At 68.6% G+C, this 17,586-nt stretch carries 20 protein-coding genes; 9 read left to right on the top strand and 11 right to left on the bottom strand.

Annotation, left to right across the window (positions count from 1 at the left end; translation table 11 throughout):
• The first annotated feature begins 132 nt into the window (after nucleotides 1-132).
• The 4 genes from C4T78_RS18585 (at nucleotide 133) to C4T78_RS18600 (ending at nucleotide 3,964) form a co-directional block, all read left to right on the top strand.
• A complete protein-coding gene (locus C4T78_RS18585) occupies nucleotides 133-1,905 on the top strand; it encodes an ABC transporter ATP-binding protein (protein ID WP_093350088.1) in 1,773 nt (590 codons plus the stop codon).
• Entirely contained in the window at nucleotides 1,902-3,002 is a 1,101-nt protein-coding gene (locus C4T78_RS18590; RefSeq protein ID WP_093349308.1) for a serine hydrolase domain-containing protein, read from the top strand. The genes C4T78_RS18585 and C4T78_RS18590 overlap by 4 nt, the downstream gene beginning before the upstream one ends.
• Nucleotides 3,003-3,136: 134 nt before the next feature.
• Nucleotides 3,137-3,556 carry a GNAT family N-acetyltransferase gene (locus tag C4T78_RS18595; RefSeq protein WP_093349310.1) on the top strand — a complete coding sequence of 140 codons (420 nt, stop codon included), beginning with the start codon at nucleotides 3,137-3,139 and terminating at the stop codon, nucleotides 3,554-3,556.
• A 111-nt stretch (nucleotides 3,557-3,667) separates the two neighbouring features.
• Nucleotides 3,668-3,964 carry a 4a-hydroxytetrahydrobiopterin dehydratase gene (locus C4T78_RS18600; protein ID WP_093152969.1) on the top strand — a complete coding sequence of 99 codons (297 nt, stop codon included), beginning with the start codon at nucleotides 3,668-3,670 and terminating at the stop codon, nucleotides 3,962-3,964.
• Nucleotides 3,965-4,006: 42 nt separating this feature from the next.
• On the opposite strand, the gene C4T78_RS18605 is transcribed toward C4T78_RS18600, so the two are convergent.
• Both C4T78_RS18605 and C4T78_RS18610 read right to left on the bottom strand, forming a co-directional pair.
• Nucleotides 4,007-4,966 (bottom strand): FAD-dependent oxidoreductase, encoded by a 960-nt coding sequence (locus tag C4T78_RS18605; RefSeq protein WP_177247487.1) that lies wholly within the window; start codon nucleotides 4,964-4,966, stop codon nucleotides 4,007-4,009.
• A 46-nt stretch (nucleotides 4,967-5,012) separates the two neighbouring features.
• A complete protein-coding gene (locus tag C4T78_RS18610) occupies nucleotides 5,013-5,894 on the bottom strand; it encodes an NAD(P)-dependent oxidoreductase (protein WP_093349314.1) in 882 nt (293 codons plus the stop codon).
• Between the two features lie 199 nt (nucleotides 5,895-6,093).
• On the opposite strand from C4T78_RS18610, the gene C4T78_RS18615 reads away from it, so the two are divergent.
• A complete protein-coding gene (locus tag C4T78_RS18615; protein ID WP_093349316.1) occupies nucleotides 6,094-6,423 on the top strand; it encodes a winged helix-turn-helix transcriptional regulator in 330 nt (109 codons plus the stop codon).
• A 43-nt stretch (nucleotides 6,424-6,466) separates the two neighbouring features.
• On the opposite strand, the gene C4T78_RS18620 is transcribed toward C4T78_RS18615, so the two are convergent.
• Together C4T78_RS18620 and C4T78_RS18625 are read right to left on the bottom strand one after the other, a co-directional pair.
• Nucleotides 6,467-7,210, bottom strand: a complete 744-nt coding sequence (locus tag C4T78_RS18620; RefSeq protein ID WP_093349319.1) for an alpha/beta fold hydrolase — start codon at nucleotides 7,208-7,210, stop codon at nucleotides 6,467-6,469.
• Nucleotides 7,194-8,369 (bottom strand): MFS transporter, encoded by a 1,176-nt coding sequence (locus tag C4T78_RS18625; RefSeq protein ID WP_093349322.1) that lies wholly within the window; start codon nucleotides 8,367-8,369, stop codon nucleotides 7,194-7,196. Before C4T78_RS18625 ends, C4T78_RS18620 begins: the two co-directional genes overlap by 17 nt.
• 59 nt (nucleotides 8,370-8,428) lie before the next feature.
• On the opposite strand from C4T78_RS18625, the gene C4T78_RS18630 reads away from it, so the two are divergent.
• Entirely contained in the window at nucleotides 8,429-8,779 is a 351-nt protein-coding gene (locus C4T78_RS18630) for a MerR family transcriptional regulator (protein ID WP_093349324.1), read from the top strand.
• Between the two features lie 69 nt (nucleotides 8,780-8,848).
• Here C4T78_RS18630 and C4T78_RS18635 read toward each other — a convergent pair whose 3' ends face one another.
• On the bottom strand, nucleotides 8,849-9,487 hold the full coding sequence (locus C4T78_RS18635; protein WP_093349326.1) for a hypothetical protein: 639 nt from the start codon (nucleotides 9,485-9,487) through the stop codon (nucleotides 8,849-8,851).
• A gap of 220 nt (nucleotides 9,488-9,707) precedes the next feature.
• Between C4T78_RS18635 and C4T78_RS18640 the strand changes: the two genes are divergently transcribed.
• Nucleotides 9,708-10,274, top strand: coding sequence for a DUF4291 domain-containing protein (locus C4T78_RS18640; protein WP_093349329.1), 567 nt, complete (start codon nucleotides 9,708-9,710; stop codon nucleotides 10,272-10,274).
• A gap of 14 nt (nucleotides 10,275-10,288) precedes the next feature.
• Here C4T78_RS18640 and C4T78_RS18645 read toward each other — a convergent pair whose 3' ends face one another.
• Nucleotides 10,289-10,477 carry a hypothetical protein gene (locus tag C4T78_RS18645; RefSeq protein ID WP_093349331.1) on the bottom strand — a complete coding sequence of 63 codons (189 nt, stop codon included), beginning with the start codon at nucleotides 10,475-10,477 and terminating at the stop codon, nucleotides 10,289-10,291.
• 227 nt (nucleotides 10,478-10,704) lie between these two features.
• Here C4T78_RS18645 and C4T78_RS36095 point away from each other — a divergent pair, with 227 nt between their 5' ends.
• On the top strand, nucleotides 10,705-11,286 hold the full coding sequence (locus C4T78_RS36095) for a hypothetical protein (protein ID WP_143185765.1): 582 nt from the start codon (nucleotides 10,705-10,707) through the stop codon (nucleotides 11,284-11,286).
• Between the two features lie 131 nt (nucleotides 11,287-11,417).
• Here C4T78_RS36095 and C4T78_RS18655 read toward each other — a convergent pair whose 3' ends face one another.
• The 5 genes from C4T78_RS18655 to C4T78_RS18680 all read right to left on the bottom strand — a co-directional run bounded on the left by C4T78_RS18655 (nucleotide 11,418) and on the right by C4T78_RS18680 (nucleotide 16,799).
• Complete coding sequence (locus C4T78_RS18655) at nucleotides 11,418-12,179, bottom strand: hypothetical protein (protein ID WP_093349336.1); 762 nt, start codon at nucleotides 12,177-12,179, stop codon at nucleotides 11,418-11,420.
• Nucleotides 12,180-12,839: 660 nt separating this feature from the next.
• Complete coding sequence (locus tag C4T78_RS18665; protein WP_093349339.1) at nucleotides 12,840-14,045, bottom strand: DNA methyltransferase; 1,206 nt, start codon at nucleotides 14,043-14,045, stop codon at nucleotides 12,840-12,842.
• Nucleotides 14,045-15,037 carry a Bpu10I family restriction endonuclease gene (locus C4T78_RS18670; protein ID WP_177247488.1) on the bottom strand — a complete coding sequence of 331 codons (993 nt, stop codon included), beginning with the start codon at nucleotides 15,035-15,037 and terminating at the stop codon, nucleotides 14,045-14,047. The genes C4T78_RS18665 and C4T78_RS18670 overlap by 1 nt, the downstream gene beginning before the upstream one ends.
• Nucleotides 15,038-15,188: 151 nt before the next feature.
• Nucleotides 15,189-16,268, bottom strand: coding sequence for a redox-regulated ATPase YchF (gene ychF / locus C4T78_RS18675; protein ID WP_093349344.1), 1,080 nt, complete (start codon nucleotides 16,266-16,268; stop codon nucleotides 15,189-15,191).
• Between the two features lie 30 nt (nucleotides 16,269-16,298).
• Nucleotides 16,299-16,799, bottom strand: coding sequence for an SRPBCC family protein (locus C4T78_RS18680; protein ID WP_093349345.1), 501 nt, complete (start codon nucleotides 16,797-16,799; stop codon nucleotides 16,299-16,301).
• Nucleotides 16,800-16,918: 119 nt separating this feature from the next.
• Here C4T78_RS18680 and C4T78_RS18685 point away from each other — a divergent pair, with 119 nt between their 5' ends.
• Nucleotides 16,919-17,566: a GntR family transcriptional regulator gene (locus C4T78_RS18685; protein ID WP_093350091.1), complete on the top strand. Its 648-nt coding sequence runs from the start codon at nucleotides 16,919-16,921 to the stop codon at nucleotides 17,564-17,566.
• The last annotated feature ends 20 nt before the right edge of the window (nucleotides 17,567-17,586 follow it).

A 17,586-nucleotide genomic window follows, 5' to 3' on the forward strand; every position in this document is an offset into this window, starting at 1 on the left:
CGAAAGCCCTCCCGCACCGATCGATCCGCAATTTCAATTGAAATCAGAGGTCCAATTTCAATTGAAATTGCGCGGGGTCGGCGCGCACCGAGCCAGCACAGCCTTGTTTTCCTGCTACTTCAGGGGGTGTCGATGACTGCCTTCGCCTTGGACGCCGTCGGTCTGGAGATCCGGGGCGTTCCCTCGGAAGCCGCCATCGTCGCCGACATCTCGCTCACCCTGGCACCGGGCGAGATCCTGGGCCTGATCGGCGAATCCGGGTCCGGCAAGACCACGCTGGGCCTGGCGATGCTGCGCTACTGCAAGCGCGGCACCCGCATCGCCGACGGCCGCATCCACATCGGGGACACCGATCTCACGGGCCTGCCCGCCAAGCAGGCCGCAGCACTGCGCGGCCGCCGCGTGGCCTACATCCCGCAGTCCCCCGCCTCGGCGCTGAACCCGGCGCTGCGGCTGAGCACCCAGCTCGCCGAAGCCGTGCACGACGTCTCGGGCGCCGCCGCGCGCGAGCGCATCAAGCAGGTTCTCGCCGAGGTCGCGCTGCCCGACGACGACGATTTCCTGCGCCGCTACCCGCACCAGCTCTCGGGCGGTCAGCAGCAGCGGATCGCGATCGCGATGGCCTTCGTGGGCCGCCCCGAGGTGGTGGTGCTGGACGAGCCCACCACCGGCCTGGACGTCACCACGCAGAAGAAGGTGCTGGCCACGATCCGCGAGATGTGCGAGCGGCACGGCACGGCGGGCGTCTACATCTCGCACGACATGGCGGTGGTCGCCGAGCTGGCCGACCGCATCGCGGTGATGTACTCCGGGCGCGTCGTGGAGACCGGCCCGACCGACGAGGTGCTGAACGAGCCGCGCCACCACTACACCGCGGGCCTGGTGCTCGCGGTGCCGGATCTCGACGGCAAGCGGGCGATGCAGGCCATCGACGGCCAGGCCCCGTCGCCGTTGAACCGGCCGGGCGGCTGCGCGTTCGCACCGCGCTGCGCCGCGGCGACCGACGAGTGCCGCAGCGAGGTCCCGGCGCTCGAGGAAGTCGCCACCGGGCACGAGATCCGTTGCCTGAACCCGCGTTCCGGTCGGCTGATCGCCGAGCCGCGCCCCGCGAACACCGCGCCCGAGTCGGCCGAACCGGTGCTCGAAGTGCGCAACATCCGCGCCTGGTACACCGATTCGCCGGTGCTGCAGGACGTCTCGCTGGCCGTCTCGCCCGGTTCCTGCCTGGCCCTGCTGGGCGAGTCGGGCAGCGGCAAGACCACGTTGTCGCGCTGCCTGGCGGGCCTGCACCCCAAGCACGAGGGCTCGGTGCTGCTGCGCGGCAGCGAGCTCGCGCCCAGCAGCGCGAAGCGAACGCGGGATCAGCGCCGCCAGGTGCAGTACGTGTTCCAGAACCCGTACGAGTCGCTGAACCCGCGCCGCCGCGTGCGCGATCTGGTCGCCCAGCCGATCTCGGTGCTCGGCGGTGAGCACGGCGGCAAGAGCACCGAGGAGCGGGTGATCGAGGCGCTGGAGCTGGCCGCGCTGCGCCCGGACATCGCCGAGCGCTACCCGGATCAGCTCAGCGGTGGTGAGCGGCAGCGGGTGGCGATCGCCCGCGCGCTGGTCACCCGGCCCGAGGTGCTGATCTGCGACGAGATCACCTCCGCGCTCGACGTGTCGGTGCAGTCGGCGATCGTCGACCTGCTGCGGGAGCTGCGCGAGAAGATGGGGCTGGCGCTGGTGTTCGTCACGCACAACATCGCGCTGGTGCGCAACATCGCGCAGCAGGTGGCGGTGCTGCAGGGCGGGCGGATCGTGGAGCAGGCCGCGGCCGACGAGCTGTTCGCCGCGCCGCAGCACGAGTACACCCGGTCGCTGCTGACCGACGCGCCGAACTTCCAGCTGGAGGCGAGCGACCGATGAGCGGTTTCGACCGGGTCGCCGAGGAGTTCGCGGCAGTGGTCGCGGGCGATGCCGCCGGAGCGGCCTTCGCGGTGTTCCGCGACGGCGAGCAGGTTCTCGACCTGCAATCCGGGCACCGCGATCCCGACGGCGCCGAGCCGATGACGACGGACACCCTGCTGCCGATCTTCTCCGGCACCAAGGGCGTCGTGGCCACCGGTGTGGCGCTGCTGATCGATCGCGGCGCCATCGATCCGGACGCGCCGGTGGTCCGCTACTGGCCGGAGTTCGGCGCGGCGGGCAAGCAGGACGTCGCGGTGCGCCAACTGCTCTCGCACTCGGCGGGCCTGCCCTACCCGGAGCGCCCGGTGACCCGCGAGGACGCCGCGGACCACCGGGCGATGGCCGCGCTGCTGGCCGCGCAGGCGCCGCTGTGGCCGGCCGGTTCGACGACGGCCTACCACGCGCTGACCTTCGGCTGGCTGGCCGGCGAGCTGATCCGCCGGGTCGACGGCCGGGAGGTCGGCGAGTTCCTGCGCGCCGAGATCGCCGAGCCGCTCGGCGCGGACTTCTGGCTCGGCCTGCCGGAGCCGGAGTGGCCGCGCACCGGCAGGCGCTGGCGCGCGTCCGACTACCGGGTGGCCAACCGGCTGAACACCCCGGAGGCGCTGGCCTACCGCGACAAGGTGTACGGGAATCCGCCGTCGCTGCTGGGCGAGGACGCGCCGTGGAACACCCCGTCCTGGTGGACCACCGGCATGCCGGGCGGCGGCGCGATGGCCTCAGCCCGGGGCATGGCCGCGATCTACTCGGCGCTGGTGAGCGGCGAGCTGGTCGGCAAGTCCACAGTGGAGCGGATCAGCCGCGAGGAGAGCCGCGGCACCGATCCGGGAACCGGCCGCCCGCTGGTCTTCGGCCTCGGCTACGAGCTCCAGGACGCGCTCGGGACCTACGGGCCGGTGGCCGAGGGCTTCGGGCACAGCGGCGCGGGCGGTTCGCTGTTCGGCTGCTGGCCGAGCGCGGGCGTGTCCTTCGCCTTCAGCCCCTGCCTGATGCGCACGGAGGGCTTCGACGACCGGGCCCACCGGCTGCTGGCCGCACTCCACTCCGAACTCTGAGGCGACTTCGCGCGAGATCGGGGTCCCGCGGCCGCGCGGGATCGCGATCTCGCGCGAAAACACCCGCCCGGCCCCGGGGAGTCGCGCCGAAATCCCGTGTCCTCGGAGGTCACCCGCGCAGTAGCCTGGCGCCCATGGAGTTCGAGGTGGACGATTCGCGCGACCGGGTGGATCGCGACGCGGTGTGGGACTTCCTGACCACGCAGGCGTACTGGGGCAAGTGGCGCACCCGCGAGCAGTTCGAACGGCAGGTCGACCAGGCCTGGCGGGTGGTCGGTGCCTACCGCAAGTCCGACGGCGGGCAGCTCGGCTTCGCCCGGGCGTTCTCCGACGGCGTGGGCAGCGCCTACCTGGCCGACGTGTTCGTCCTCCCGGAAGGCCGCGGCCACGGCGTCGGCAAGGCCCTGGTGCGCGTCATGGTCGAGGAGGGCCCGGGCCGCGACTTCCGCTGGATGCTGCACACCGACGACGCCCACGGCCTCTACCGCTCCTTCGGCTTCGCCGAGCCCGACAACACCTACATGGAGCGCCCTCGCCCGGAGAACCCCGCCTGACCAGCAGGAACTCCACACTCCCGTGCCGCCACCCGGGTGACGGCTGCGGGGCCGGGGTGGTGGGTGCCCGTCCCGGTGGAGTTCGGGGTGCGGAACCGCCACCATGTGCACATGACCGAACTACTCACCGACACCCAGGTCACCGACGCGCTCCAGCACCTCCCGGAGTGGCGGCAGGACGGGGCTCAGCTGTCCCGCACCGTGGAGTTCGCCAGCTTCCCGCAGGCCATCCAGGCGGTCACCCGGATCGCCGAGATCGCGGAGAGCGAGAACCACCACCCGGACATGGACATCCGCTGGCGCACCGTGGTGTTCCACTGCAGCACGCACTCCAAGGGCGGGATCACCGCCAACGACACCTCGCTGGCGCAGGAGATCGACAACGTGGTCGAGGCGCTCAAGGCCTGATGCCGCACAGCTGCCCGGGGAACGTCACCGGCGTCTTCCCGGTCAGCCCTCCACGAGGTCGGCGACCTCGAAGGCGCAGCCCCAGGACAGGGCCACTCCGCAACCGCCGTGCCCGTAGTTGTGGATGATCCGGCCGCCCCGGTAGTGCTCGACCTCCACCCGCACCGACTCGCGACCGGGCCGCAGCCCGACCGGCTCGCCGAGCACCTCGGCGTCGGCCAGCCGCGGCTCGATCGCCGCGCACCGCCGCCGGATGCCCGCGGTCACCTCCGGCCGGGCCCCGAGGTGCCACTCGTGGGATTCGGCCACGCCGCCGAGCACCACGTGGTCGCCGTGCGGCATGAACGCGGCGAACTCGCCCGAGTCGGTCAGCTCGATGAAGTACTCGTCGATGCCGGGATTGCGCACCACGACGCCCTGCCCGCGCACCGGGTGCACGCCGGGGTCGCCGACGAGTTCGCGCGCGCCCAACCCCGTGCAGTTGACCACCGTGCCGGACTCGGCGACCGCGTCGGCCAGCGACGGGACCGGGCTGATCTGCAGGTCTCCCCCGGCGCGCTGGAACCGGGCGACCAGGTGGTCGAGGTAGCGCGGCATGTCGATCAGCGGCACGGTCCCCCAGTAACCGCTGACGAAGCCCTCCGGGAGCTCGTCCGGGGAGCATCGCCGCAGGTCGGGGATCAGCCTGGCTTCGGTCGGGACCGCATCGCCGAGGTCGAAGCGGGCGGCCATCCGACCGCCGGCCAGGTGCACCCCGGAGTCCTCTTCGCGGGCGAGCGCGGTGAACTCGGCGTGCGAGCGGGTCACCCAGTACAGCACCCGTTCGGCGGGCCGGAGCTGCGCCGGTCCCCACATCGCGCCGGCCGCGGCCGAGGTGCTCTCGCGCGGCCGGTCCGCGGTCCGGATCCGCACGGCCCGCCCCGCCTCGGCGAGCACGACGCCGCAGGTCAGCCCCTGCACACCCGCACCGATCACCAGCACTGGCTCGGTGGCAGCAGTCATCTTCGGAACGCTATCAGCGATGGCCCGGATCCGACGGCCGCGAACCTCACGCGGGCTTCTTCAGCACCTCCGTCAGCGCGGAGATGCTGTGCTCGCCGTGGCCGGCCGCGACGGCCCGTTCCAGCAGTTCGCGGAACGGCTCGTGCCAGGCCACGTCGATGTTGGCCTCCCGGCCCAGTTCCTCGTCGTGGGCCGCTCCGGCGAGGAACAGGTTCACCGACGACGCCGCGTCGTCGTACCGGCCGCTGTCGATCTCGGCGGCGAACACGGGCAGCACGGAGTTGATCATCTCGAACCACTTGACGCTGAACCGCACCATCGACGCGACCTCGAGCCCGCGCGCCTGCAACGCCGCCGCACCCTGGAAGAACCCGACCAGCGCGGGGAGCAGGGTGCCGCCCACCGCCATCTCGTACAAGGCCGCGAGGTCCGCGTCGGCACCGAGGTAGACGGTGTCACCGCCCATGACCCGCAGCACCGCCTCGTACTCGTCGAAGACGCTCCGGTCACCGCCGTAGTAGAGCAGGGTGTCGGCCGCGCCCACGGCGGACGGCACGTTCTTGATCGCCCCGTCCAGGTAGCGGGCTCCGCGCCCGGTCGCCCACTCCGCCGTCCGGCGCGCGCCCGACGGCGAACCGCTGTTCAGCGGGACCAGGGCACGTCCGGCCAGCTCAGCGGCGGCGGGCTCCAGGGCTTCGACGGTGTTCTCGTACGTGGTCAGGCAGGTGATCACCAGCGGACTCGCCGCCACCGCCTCCACCACCGAAGCCGCCTGCACGGCGCCCTTGGCCACCAGCGGCTCGGCCTTCGACGCCGTCCGGTTCCAGACGGTCGTCGGATGCCCGGCATCGAGGAATGCTCCGGCCAGCGCACTGCCCATCGAGCCGAGGCCGAGGACGGTCACGGGCGTGCGGGATTGCTCAACCATGCGCTTCTGCTCCTGAATCAAGGATGGAATGGGCCTTCGCAGCCGGTTCGCGACTTCGGCGCGGCGCCTGCACCAATCCTGCGCAGGAACGAAATTCGGCACAAGTACCGACATTCTTGTTCGGTACCGACATTTCTGTCCGTGCCGGTGGGGACGCCTAGCATGGGATTCAGGAGGGCACCGGCGGCTGGGAGCACTGTTGACGAAGCGGAAGTACACCTGCGGGTTCGACGCGGCGATCGCCGTGATGGGCGGGAAGTGGCGAGGCCTGATCCTCTTCTTCCTCGGTGATGGGCCGCTGCGCTTCGGCGAGCTGCGCCGGGCGGTGGCGGGCATCAGCGAGCGGATGCTGATCCTGCAGCTGCGCGAGCTGGAGGCCAGCGGCCTCGTCCACCGCGAGGTCTACCAGCAGGTCCCGCCGAAGGTGGAGTACTCGCTGACCGAATTCGGCCGTTCCCTGCGCACCGCTCTGATGCCGCTCGGCGAATGGGGCGAGGAGCACATCGAGCGGTTGGAGAAACTGCCGTGAGCGCTTTGGGGTGCCATGGCGCCCCAAAGCGCTCACGACCACCTCACCCCAGGAACTCCTGGATCGCCGCCAGCCAGTCATCGGGGTTCTGCACACCGATGAGGTGCCCGGACTCGACCTCGACGAGCTTCGCGCCGGGGATCGCGCTCGCCAGTCCGCGCGAGTGGTGCGGCGGCACCAGCGTGTCCTGAGCGGTCGCGACGACCAGCGTCGGCACGGTGATCCCGGCCAGATCGGCGCGGACGTCGATGGTGCGCAGCAGATCGATGTGGTCGCGGGTGCCGACCGGCACCCCCTCCGCCGTCCCGCGCAGCACCGCGTCCAGGTCATCGATCGAGTTCAGCGCCTCCGGCCCGAAGCAGTTCAGCACCAGGAACGCCGCGAGCGCCTCCGGGGTGTCGAGGAGGTGCTGCCAGACGTCGAGGTTGAGGCGGAGGTGCTTGTCGATGTGGGCGAGCCCGGCCGTGAGCACCAGCGCGGTGACGCGCTCCGGATACCGCGCCGCCGCGCGGACTGCCACCGCCGCTCCGGTCGAATAGCCGAGCACCGCAAAGGTTTCCACGCCCGAATCGACCGCGGTCGCGACGATGTCGTCGACCAACCGGTCCAGCTCCAACGGCTGCTCGGCCTTCGGCGTCGCACCCGACCCCGGGTAGTCCGGCGCGATCACCGTGCGCTTCTCCGCGAGTTCGGCGATGAACGGGAAGTTGGCCGCGGCCGACCCGCCCGCACCGTGCGCCAGCAACAACCCCGGCCCGGACCCGCGCACCTCAAACGACAGCGACATCAGTTCTTCCTTCCACTCCAGCACTTCTCCGCGCGGCGGTCACCGCCCAAGCCGCGACCGCGGCGAAGATCCCGATTCCGATCAACCAGTGCGGTGCCGCCCCGCCGTCGAGCACCCGGCCCCCGATCCACGCGCCTCCCGCGTTGCCGAGGTTGAACGCCGAGGTGTTCACCGCGACCGTCAAGGTCGGTGCCGCGGCAGCGGCAGCGAAAGCCCGGCTCTGCAGCGCCGGGATGAGCGCGCAGCTCACCGCGCCGAGCACGAGGACGCCCACCGCCGCCGCACCGGCGTACTGCACGACCAGCGCGAAAACGCCCAGTACGACGGCCATTCCGGCGAGCAGCCCGCGGACCGAACCCCACGGCCACCGGTCGGCCAACCGGCCGCCGATCGCATTGCCGACCAGGCCGCCGATGCCGAACGCCATCAGCAACCACGCCACGGCCCCGGTGGCGAACCCGGACACCTCGGTGAGGATGGTGGCGATGTAGGTGTAGGGCGTGAACAGCGCGATCTGCGCGAGCACGGTGACCGCGACGACCACGAGCACCTCGCGGTCTGCCAGCGCCCCGATCTCCGCGCGCACCGACTGCGGGCCCACTGCGCTCGACCGCGGAACCGCGACGACGATGAGCCCGGCGGCGACCGCGCTCGCCCCCGCAACCGCCCAGAACGTGGCCCGCCAGCCCAGCTCGTGGCCGATGAAGGTGCCCAGCGGGGCACCGAGCACGGTCGCCAGGTTCAGCCCGGCGCTGACCACCGCGATCGCCCAGCCGCGCCGCTCCGCGCCCACGACCGACACGGCCTGCACCAGACCGACCGCGAAGAAGGTCGAGTGCACCAACGCCGCGAGGACGCGAGCGATCAGCACCAGCCCGAATGAACCCGCGAGCGCGGCCAGCACGTTGCCCGCGGCGAAGACCGCGATCATGCCGATGAGCAGCGCTTTCCGCGGAATTCGCGTGGTCAGCGCGGTGACCACCGGGCCGGCGAAGGCGACCGTGAGCGCGTAACCGGTGACGAGCAGGCCCGTCGTCCCGACCGAGACCCGGAGATCGCCCGCGATGTCGGGCAGCACCCCGAGCACCGCGTACTCAGCGGACCCGATGGCGAACACGCAGGCCAGCAGCGCCGCCAGGGTCCCACCACTGCTTCTCATGCGGCTGACGCTAAAGTCTGACACCGATGGCAGAGTCAACTTCGCGTGAGCCGGATCTCATGAAGATCGGCGAGCTGTCCCGCCGGACCGGGGTCAGCCAGCGCCTCCTGCGCTACTACGAGCAGCAGGGCCTGCTCACCTCGCAGCGAGCGCCGAGCGGCTACCGCTACTACCCGGCGGAGGCGATCACGGTCGTCGCCCAGATCCGCAACCTGCTGGCGGCGGGCCTGAACACGGAAACGATCCGCACGGTCCTGCCCTGCGCGCGCGGCGAGCTCCCGGTCCTCGAACCGTGCCCGAACCTCCTGGCCACCCTCCGCACCGAGCTGTCGGCGATCGACGACCGCCTGAGCTGCCTCCAGCAGACCCGAAAAGCCCTCGCCACCTACCTCGCGGCCACCGAAGCCTGATCAGGCATCAGCTCGCTGCTGTCGAGCCTGGCCGAGTGCGCCATCGATGGAGCCGGAGACGGACGCTCCTCACCGGGCATGCATCGCGTGGGCGGTCTGGAACAGCTGCACGGTTTCCGCCTCGGTAAACCCGTCGATCCCGGGCAGCAGCAGGTAGGGCACGTCGGTGCGCAGATAGGGCCTCGGGCCGATGAGCAACGTCCTCGGCGAATGGCTCGCATTGACTCTTGCATGACCCTGCGCGCTCAACGGCATGACAGCGCACATGCCGCTCAGATCGTTCTTCGTGAAGATCCGCCGATACTCGGGCGCTTCCAGGTCGCTCCAGGGAACCGGCCCGATTCCCCGCAGGCAGACACCGCGCGGGTCGAGCACCACCGGCTGCGTCTCGGCGTGCAGCCGGAAACGGTGCGCGCTGCCGAGCACGGCGAGCGCACCGGCGGCGACGAACCCCACGAACGCGAAGAGCCCCCCGACAGGAATCAGCAGGGCCCAGACGGCGACATCGCGCAGCAGAAGTCCGAGAACCGCGGAGAGGACGCCGAGCCCGCCGATGACCAGGAAGACGATGAGCGAGATCCTGCGCCGCTTCTGCCAGCGCAGAAACGGATCGGATGCCCGGCCGGTCAGAGAGATGCTCCCGTGTTCGCGCATGTGCTGCAGCGCGCGTGATGGAACTTGCCGGGTGGCGGCCAAGGGATCGGTCATCGCGCACCTGCGGTGAGGAGAGAGCCGAACATCGCCGGGTGTCGCGGCTCGCCGAGATCCCTGTCCATGCAGGTCAGCTTATCCCAGGCAGCGGGGCATGACGGGCGATTCACCTCGTTCCAGCGCGAAACGACCACACATGTCGAGCACTCGGATTCCTTCAACTTCCTGCGAGAAAACCGTTGGCCCTCGCGGGTCCGCGGGTGGCACAGTCCGGAAGATGTTGCCGCAGCGTCAGGTTCGGGCTCGGTTCGATCGCCGGACGATCGTCGTGTACCAGGCCTATTCCTCCGGCATCGCTGATCCCGCTCTGCGGGCCAACCGCTTCGTGCCGCCGTTCTCGTTCCACCGGATGACCTGGATCAAGCCGTCGTTCCGGTGGCTCATGCACCGCAGCAACTGCGCGCAGAAGCGCGGCCAGGAACGCATCCTCGCCGTGCGGATCACGCGGGAGGGCTGGGAAGAAGCGCTCTCCCAAGCGGTTCTGACCACGTCCGACCCGCGAGCTGTCGCCCGAGCCGCGGTCCACGTCCAGTGGGATCCGGAGCGGTCGCTGCGCGGCGCCGCGCTCAACCACTACAGCATCCAGGTGGGCATCGGCCGCGATTTGATCACCAGGTTCGCCGAGGAGTGGATCGTCGACCTGACCGACCTCACGTCGCGAACGCGGAAGATCGCGAAGCTGGCCCAGTCCGGCCAGTCCGCCAAGGCCCAACGACTCATGCCTCCGGAACGCGTCTACCCGGTTCCCGCCCCGATCGCGACACGCCTCGACATCGACGGCTGAGCAGTAGCGGCGGGTCACGCCCGCCGCAGTTCGTCGACCTGCTTCATCAAGTCGGCGAACTCTCCGCGGGTCACGCCCGTCAGGGTGTGGAGGTCCTGGCTGAACGCGGGATCGAGGTGGTTCTTCGTGGTGACGAGCCCCTGCCGGAGGATGAACATCTCGTCGGAAGAGACGATGAAGTCACCGTTGTCGTCCTTGTGCATCAGCCATCCCCGTCCTCAGCGGGGATCGGCAGCCATGTGAGCAGGTTGCGTGTCACGCGGTGAGCCCAGGTCTTCGCCCAGACGATTCCTCGCGCAGTGGCGGGTCACCAGCTCGTCGAGCGGTTCAGGACGCGCGCAGAACTCCTGCAGGGATTCGATCCGTGCGAAAACCGAGCTCGTGAGGATCGAGTCAGTCGAGCGCGTGCTATCCCGGTAAGGTCGCGGCCATGTCGAAGGCCCCGCTACCTGCTGCGGGCGTACGAGAACTGGAAAACGGCCGCAACGTCACCATTCACGCGTCGAACGGGTTCGTCGTCCGCAGGCTGTGTCTGTGCATCGCTGTGGGCTTGCTGCTGCTCGGCGTCCTCGTGCTCATCGTCATCAGCACGTTGCAGCAGGGCGGGAGCTGGGTGCTTCTGGCGCTCAATCTGCGGGTCTGGGCACTCGTAGCCGGAATCACCGGCTGCCTCGTCCTCGGCCCGTGGGTACTTCTCCGGCGCCCGCGCCGAGCCGTGGGTCTCGTTCTCTCCCGGGACGGCATCGCCGAGACGAGTCGCGGTGTCCTCCTGCCGAACACTCTTCTGGCGTGGAACGAGATCGAGCAGATCGAGTTCGAACGACCCCGCGCGTTGCATCCGCGGATCCTCTCCTTCCGGCTCACCGAAGCGGCAGCGCACGAGCGAGGACTCCATCGCCCCCACCAGCGGCTGGTGCAGGTCGAGACCGGCTTCGAGCTCAGCCATCGACGCCTCCATCCGATCCTCGTCGCAGCTCATGCCCGCTTCGCCCAGCGCGTGCACCAGCGGTGATTCCCGTTGGTGAACTCCCGCTGCCACTGAACCTCGACGACAGCGGTGCGATCTGCCGGTAGGTGTTCTCCGCTTCCCAGCTCGGTCGCACGGATCCTGGTGATGCGGCCGGAGAGCGGGCGCCGAAGCGATCACCGAGCGTCGAGCGTGACCGAGGACCCGATCGGGAGGGCTTCGACCTCCGCTGCCTGACCAGCGGTGATCATGCCGCGTTCCCGCAGCCGCCCCAACGCCCGCGTGCGCTCGGAAGCGAGCCCCTTGGCCTTGCGCGGCGGCAGCGCGGCGATCAGGGCATCCGCGCGGGCGAGGTCTGCTGGGCCCGTGACCCGGAAGTCCTGGGCATCCCCGGCGCGTCGCCCCACCGAGGCCAGGGTGAACGCTCCGAGCACGACGACCGCCGCTGCGGTCGCGGCCCAGACCGGGAGGGAGACCGGGGCGAACCCGAGCACATCGACGTCGACGGACGCCATGAGCGGCAGCGCGACGATCCCGGCAACCAGTGTGAACACGACCGCGAACACCTCGGCCCCGGCGCGGAGCCGACCACGCCGGAGCCACAGCGCCGCCAGGACCGCCAATGCGACCAGGGCGCCCAGGAAGAAGAACGACGAGGTGGAGGCGGCGCCGTCGCCGAAGTCCACCGGCTCCAGCCACGGCTCGCCCTGGGTCTGGCGGAACCAGCCAGGAGCGAGCACCAGCGAGCCGAGGCCCGCAGGCAGGGCCGCCACCAGCGCCATCGTGTCGGCCGATGGCCCGGTCCGCCATCGGCGTCCCAGGGCCGCCAGGATCTCCGGATGGGAGCCGAGCACGTGGAGGTCGAGCTCCGAGAGCCGGAACTCCTCGTCCGACACCTGCGAGGCCCACGAGTGGGCCCCCGGTCGCTGCACTGCCATGTCGCTCCCCGATCAAGCTCCTGCGATCGGGTCAGCATCGCACGAACGCGATCACACGGTGGAGCGGAACTCCACGACGTCCCAGGGCTCTGAAGTCGTCAACCGGTGCCTCGACCTCGTTCGGGCGTGGCGGGGCGAACCGTGGTCCAACAGGTCCTGGTTCGGGCCCGAACGTCCTGCATAACGTCGAAGCGCAGGGTCCGGCTGAATCAGAACGGGCGCCACAAGACGCAGAGAACGAGACCGGGATTGGAATTCCACTCATGACGAACCCGACGTACGACTTCAACGGCCAGGTCGCCCTCGTGACCGGGGCGGCCTCCGGCATGGGCCTGGCCGCGGCCCGCGGCTTCGCCGAGAACGGAGCCGCCGTCGCGCTGCCCAAGACCGCCAACCCCGAGCATATGCGCTCGAACGCCGAGGCCGACTTCGAATCTCCGATGTGGACATGGCCGCACTGCGCGACCTGCGCGCCAGGGACTACGGCGAGCACAGCGTCTTCCCCGTCTTCAGCGGCAAGTGACGCTAGAGGAGCATCGCGCCACGCCCGCACGACCCCGCTCCGCCAGGACCAGCTTCCCGCGTCCAGGTGGCTTACCAGCAGGGCAGGAGGTCACCACCGTCGCTCTGTCGGCTCAAGTTCACCCCGCTCAAACCCACCTATCGTTGGCCGGAATGCAAGCCATGATCGGGCGGGACAGACGGGCCTACTCGGTCAGCACCCTCAATTGCCTGCGCAATCTCCATTTCGCGCTCAACACCTGACGGCGACAAGGACTCCAACACCCCGCGGCCAACTTCACGACCGAGGACCACCGGGTCCTCGGCCAACACGGGAGAATCCCCTATACCCGCATGCCTGAAAACGAGGATGTCTTCGTAGACCAGTGCGCCATAGCGGCTGCGGAACTTGCGTTCGTGCTTGCCGATCAGCTCCAATCCACCGATGCCGAGCGCCATTTCATAGACGATCCGAGGGTTAGGAACCGCGGAGCCACGAACGCTCGACTCTCGACCGATTACCCATACTGAAATGCCACCTGGTCTGACGACCCGCACGCTCTCCCGCAGTGTCAAACCGATATCCTGCGCGTACTGCACGACGGTCAGGAAGCGATTTTGGCGATGCTTTCTGTTTGAGCCGAATTCGGCACGCGCCGCCGGCAGAACTTCATACCCAAGAAGCTCTACAGCTTTGCGATAGTTCTGGTGGTAGTTGAATACGTTGACGTACGGCGGGGAAGTCAAGACCATACCAGCGCCACCGTCAGGCAAGGAGATATGGCGCGAATCGCCGAGCTCCACCGATATTTCCGAGCAGGAGCTGGGCAGCCGGAGCACCAAATTCTCAACAAGCCCAAGGGCTCGCCCCAAGCTCTTCTCTGAAACGCGGTCACCATTGTTCAGCGCGAGAAGGAATATCGCCCTGGCGATCAGGACACCCAGTGGGTCATCAACACGCCGCACCATCTCAAGCAGGGCCGCCGTTTGGTGAGCCGCGGCCCCACTGGCACGCAGCCTCGACTCAACTGACCCGAAAGCGCGGAGGCGCACATCTTTCTCATGATTACTGAGCAGGTACAAGTTGGCGAGGATCTGAGCGGCGGGATTCACCTCGACGCCATGACTGGGAAGACCTTCCTGCGCCGCCTCCAGCAACGTTGTTCCGCTTCCACAGAAAGGGTCGAGCACCAGCCCGCCCTCGGAATATGTCTTAAGCAGAACTTCTACGAGCTCAGGACTGAACTGCCCTCGCCAGGGTAGCGCGTTGACGCGCCGCCCACCTTCAATATCGAGCAGCCTCTGAGGGATTGCGTCACGAGTAAAAGGGACGTCGGAGTAGGGAACTGCCTCCGCAAGAAGCATCAGAAGTACCCTCGCTCCACCGCGTCCGAGAGGTCAGACGTATGGTTTTGCAAGATCGCCCGGACGTTGCTGACGAAGCGTTCAACGACCTCTGTCCGCACAGGAAACTTCCGCAGTCGTGCCACATACTCATCGCGGTTCTTCCGCCGATACTCCGCATCGCTGTAATTCCTGCGATCCTGCGATCCCGTTCGCCGGCCACGCAGGACCAAGACTTCCGAGATATCAGTGCCCGCAGAACTGATCGGCGTCATGTCAAGGTACTCGCAGATCAAGAAATAGTGCGATCCGGGAGTCGCGATGGTCAAGTCGTGACTGGTCGCAGAAGCCTCTTGGAACATTGTCTTGTCCAGATTCGTCTTCAACTCCGCCGCAATGTACGCCACGTAGGTCGAGACTTCGTCCGTAACGACACCATCAAACGATGAACTAAAGGACGCCTTCAAATAGACAGGCCTTCCGATAGTGAAATCTTGATCTTTGTTCCGAATTATTAATCCTGGCCGACCGTTAACATCCGTGAGCGACGATTGGAAACGGGCGGCAGCAAATGCCTTAGCTGGGCCGACGACCAAATCGTTGCCCCCGAGCTCGGGCATGATCGCTGGGTCTACGAGCCACGGAAACCACTCCTCGAGGACAGAGTTGTCCAGCTTCAACTGCCCCTTCTGGCGGTACAGGAACGACTCGCTACTGTCCCAGATCAGGTCAACTTCGACCTTTTCCTTGTAAGCGTTGAGGAGCGCAACGAGATCCCGCACCTTCTCGTCTCCAGCAGATGCCAGGCCTGCCATCTCTCGAAGCCACTGGTCATACTGTTCGAGCAGTGCCAATACCTTCGGACGATCTACGCTTGGAAGCTTCGGGTTGCGAACCAGCTCGCGCAGCTTGTCACCGTGTGGTGTCGGGCGGTGGTAAGGCGCAATGGCGACCTCTTGAACGTCGACAGTCTCGCCAAAGACCTCTTGGGGCTCACTGGGCACGTCAGCCATCACTTCCTGCCACTCCCTGGCGTTCCTCCGTGACGGGACTCCACGACGTCTCCGGCACCTGCGACGCCCACGAAGGGGCACCCGGTCGCTCCGCTGCCATGCTCCTCCCCGATCACGCTCCTGCGGTCGGGTCAGCATCGCACGAGCACGATCACACGTTGAAGCGGAACTCCACGACGTCTCCGTCGGCCATCACGTAGTCCTTGCCCTCCATGCGGACCTTGCCCGCCGACTTGGCCTCCGCCATCGAGCCCGCGGCGATCAGGTCGTCGAAGGAGACGATCTCGGCCTTGATGAAGCCGCGCTCGAAGTCGGTGTGGATCACGCCGGCCGCCTGGGGCGCCGTCCAGCCCTGGCGGATCGTCCAGGCGCGCGCTTCCTTCGGGCCCGCCGTCAGGTAGCTCTGCAGGCCCAGGGTGTGGAAGCCCGCGCGGGCCAGCGCGTACAGGCCCGGCTCCGGCTGGCCGATCGACTCCAGCAGCTCGCGCTGGGACTCCTCGTCGAGCTCCATGAGCTCCGCCTCGACCTTGGCGTCCAGGAACACCGCGTCCGCCGGGGCGACCAGCTCGCGCAGCTCCTTGCGCTTCGCCTCGTCGGTCAGCACGCCCTCGTCGGCGTTGAACACGTAGAGGAACGGCTTGGTGGTCAGCAGGTTCAGCTCGCGCAGTTCCGGGTTGTCCTTGGTCAAGCCCGCCGCGAACAGCGTCTTGCCCGAGTCGAGGATCTCCTTGGCCTGCTGCGCCGCTTCCAGGGCCGGGCGCTTGTCCTTGTGGGTCCGGGCTTCCTTCTCCAGCCGCGGCAGCGCCTTCTCCAGCGTCTGCATGTCGGCCAGGATCAGCTCGGTGTTGATCGTCTCGATGTCGCTGGAGGGGTCCACCCGGCCGTCGACGTGCACCACGTCGGGGTCGTCGAAGACCCGGATGACCTGGCAGATCGCGTCCGCCTCGCGAATGTTGGCGAGGAACTTGTTGCCCAGGCCCTGCCCCTCGGAAGCGCCCTTGACCAGGCCCGCGATGTCGACGAACGAGACCGTGGCGGGCACCGTCTTCGCCGAGCCGAAGATCTCCGCCAGCTTGTCCAGCCGCTCGTCCGGCAGCGGCACGACCCCGACGTTCGGCTCGATGGTGGCGAACGGGTAGTTCGCGGCGAGAGCGTCGTTGCTGGTCAGCGCGTTGAACAGGGTGGACTTGCCGACGTTGGGCAGCCCGACGATTCCGAGGGTGAGGCTCACGCCCTGGAGTCTAGGTGCTCGCCCGGACCGCTATCGGCCCCGGTGGGCGGTCGTGCGTCGGCGAACGGTGCGCTCCAAGATCCCGAGGGTGGCCTTGAGCGCGGACTCGGGCACGACCGGGAAGACGTTGCTCCGCCTCCACTCCTCGTCGATCTCCGACCAGTCGTAGTAGGAGGTGACGAGGGTGCCGCCCGCGGCAGGTTCCAGCCGGTAGCCGTAGATGTGGCGGACGTTCACGCCGGTGCGGGTTTCGACGGTCCAGGCGATCTCCGCGTCCGGGACGAACTCGGTGATGACGACCTCGACGTCGTACTTGCCGAGCGGGCGGTCGCCGAGGGCTTCCCGGTCCATGTGGACCGCGAAGCGGTCACCGGCCTTGGTGACCCGCTCCCCTTCGGCGTCCATGAGCATTCCCGAGGCGTCGATGTCCACGTGGCCCATCGGGTCGGTCAGGACCTCGAAGATGGCGCCGGGCGCTGCGGGGACGAGGCGGGAGACCTCGATGCGTTCGGGCTGAGCGGGGTCGTTCATCGGTGCTCCTGACTGCTCTGGCGATCAACGATGATCGATTATAGCGGAAATAATCGATTATCTACTGAGTCGCCTATGCTGTGCGCGTGACCGGGACGGCTTCTCCGCAGGGCAAGCAGATGCTCTCCGAGCAGGTCTACGCCCGCCTGCGGGAGGCGATCATGCGCGGCAGCTACGCCCCTGGTCAGGCCCTCAAGCCGCAGGACCTCGCCAAGGAGCAGGGAGTGAGCCTGGCGGTCGTGCGCGAGGCCCTCGTGCGGGTGGTCGGTGACGGTCTCGCCGACCGGCTGCCCAACCGCGGTTTCGCCGTCCCGGCCTTCTCCGACCGCCGCTGGCAGGAGATCGCGGAGGCCCGCCGGACGGTCGAGCCGGTCGTGCTCCGCATGTCCATCGAGCGCGGCGACGTCGACTGGGAAGCCCGCGTGCAGGCCGCCCACCACCGGCTGGCCCGGACTCCGGCCTTCGCGCCCGAGGAAGGCGAGTACTTCAGCGAGACGTGGGCCGAAGCCCACCGGATCTTCCACCGCACGCTGCTGGAGGGGTGCGGCAACCCGGTCCTGCTGGAGGGCTTCGACCGGATGTGGTCCGCGAGCGAGCTGGCCCGCCGCTGGTCGGCGCACCGCACCCCGGACCGGGATCACCTCGGCGAGCACCGGCAGCTGGCGGAAGCCGCGCTGGATCGCGACGCCGATGCGGCGGCCGAGATCTTGACCCGGCACCTCACCCTGACCGCGGCCGGGCTGGTCGACGCTCACGACGAGCGGTGATGCACCCGCTCACGACCGGT

It is taken from the genome of Saccharopolyspora kobensis (genome assembly GCF_900108315.1).
Lineage (GTDB): Bacteria > Actinomycetota > Actinomycetes > Mycobacteriales > Pseudonocardiaceae > Saccharopolyspora > Saccharopolyspora kobensis.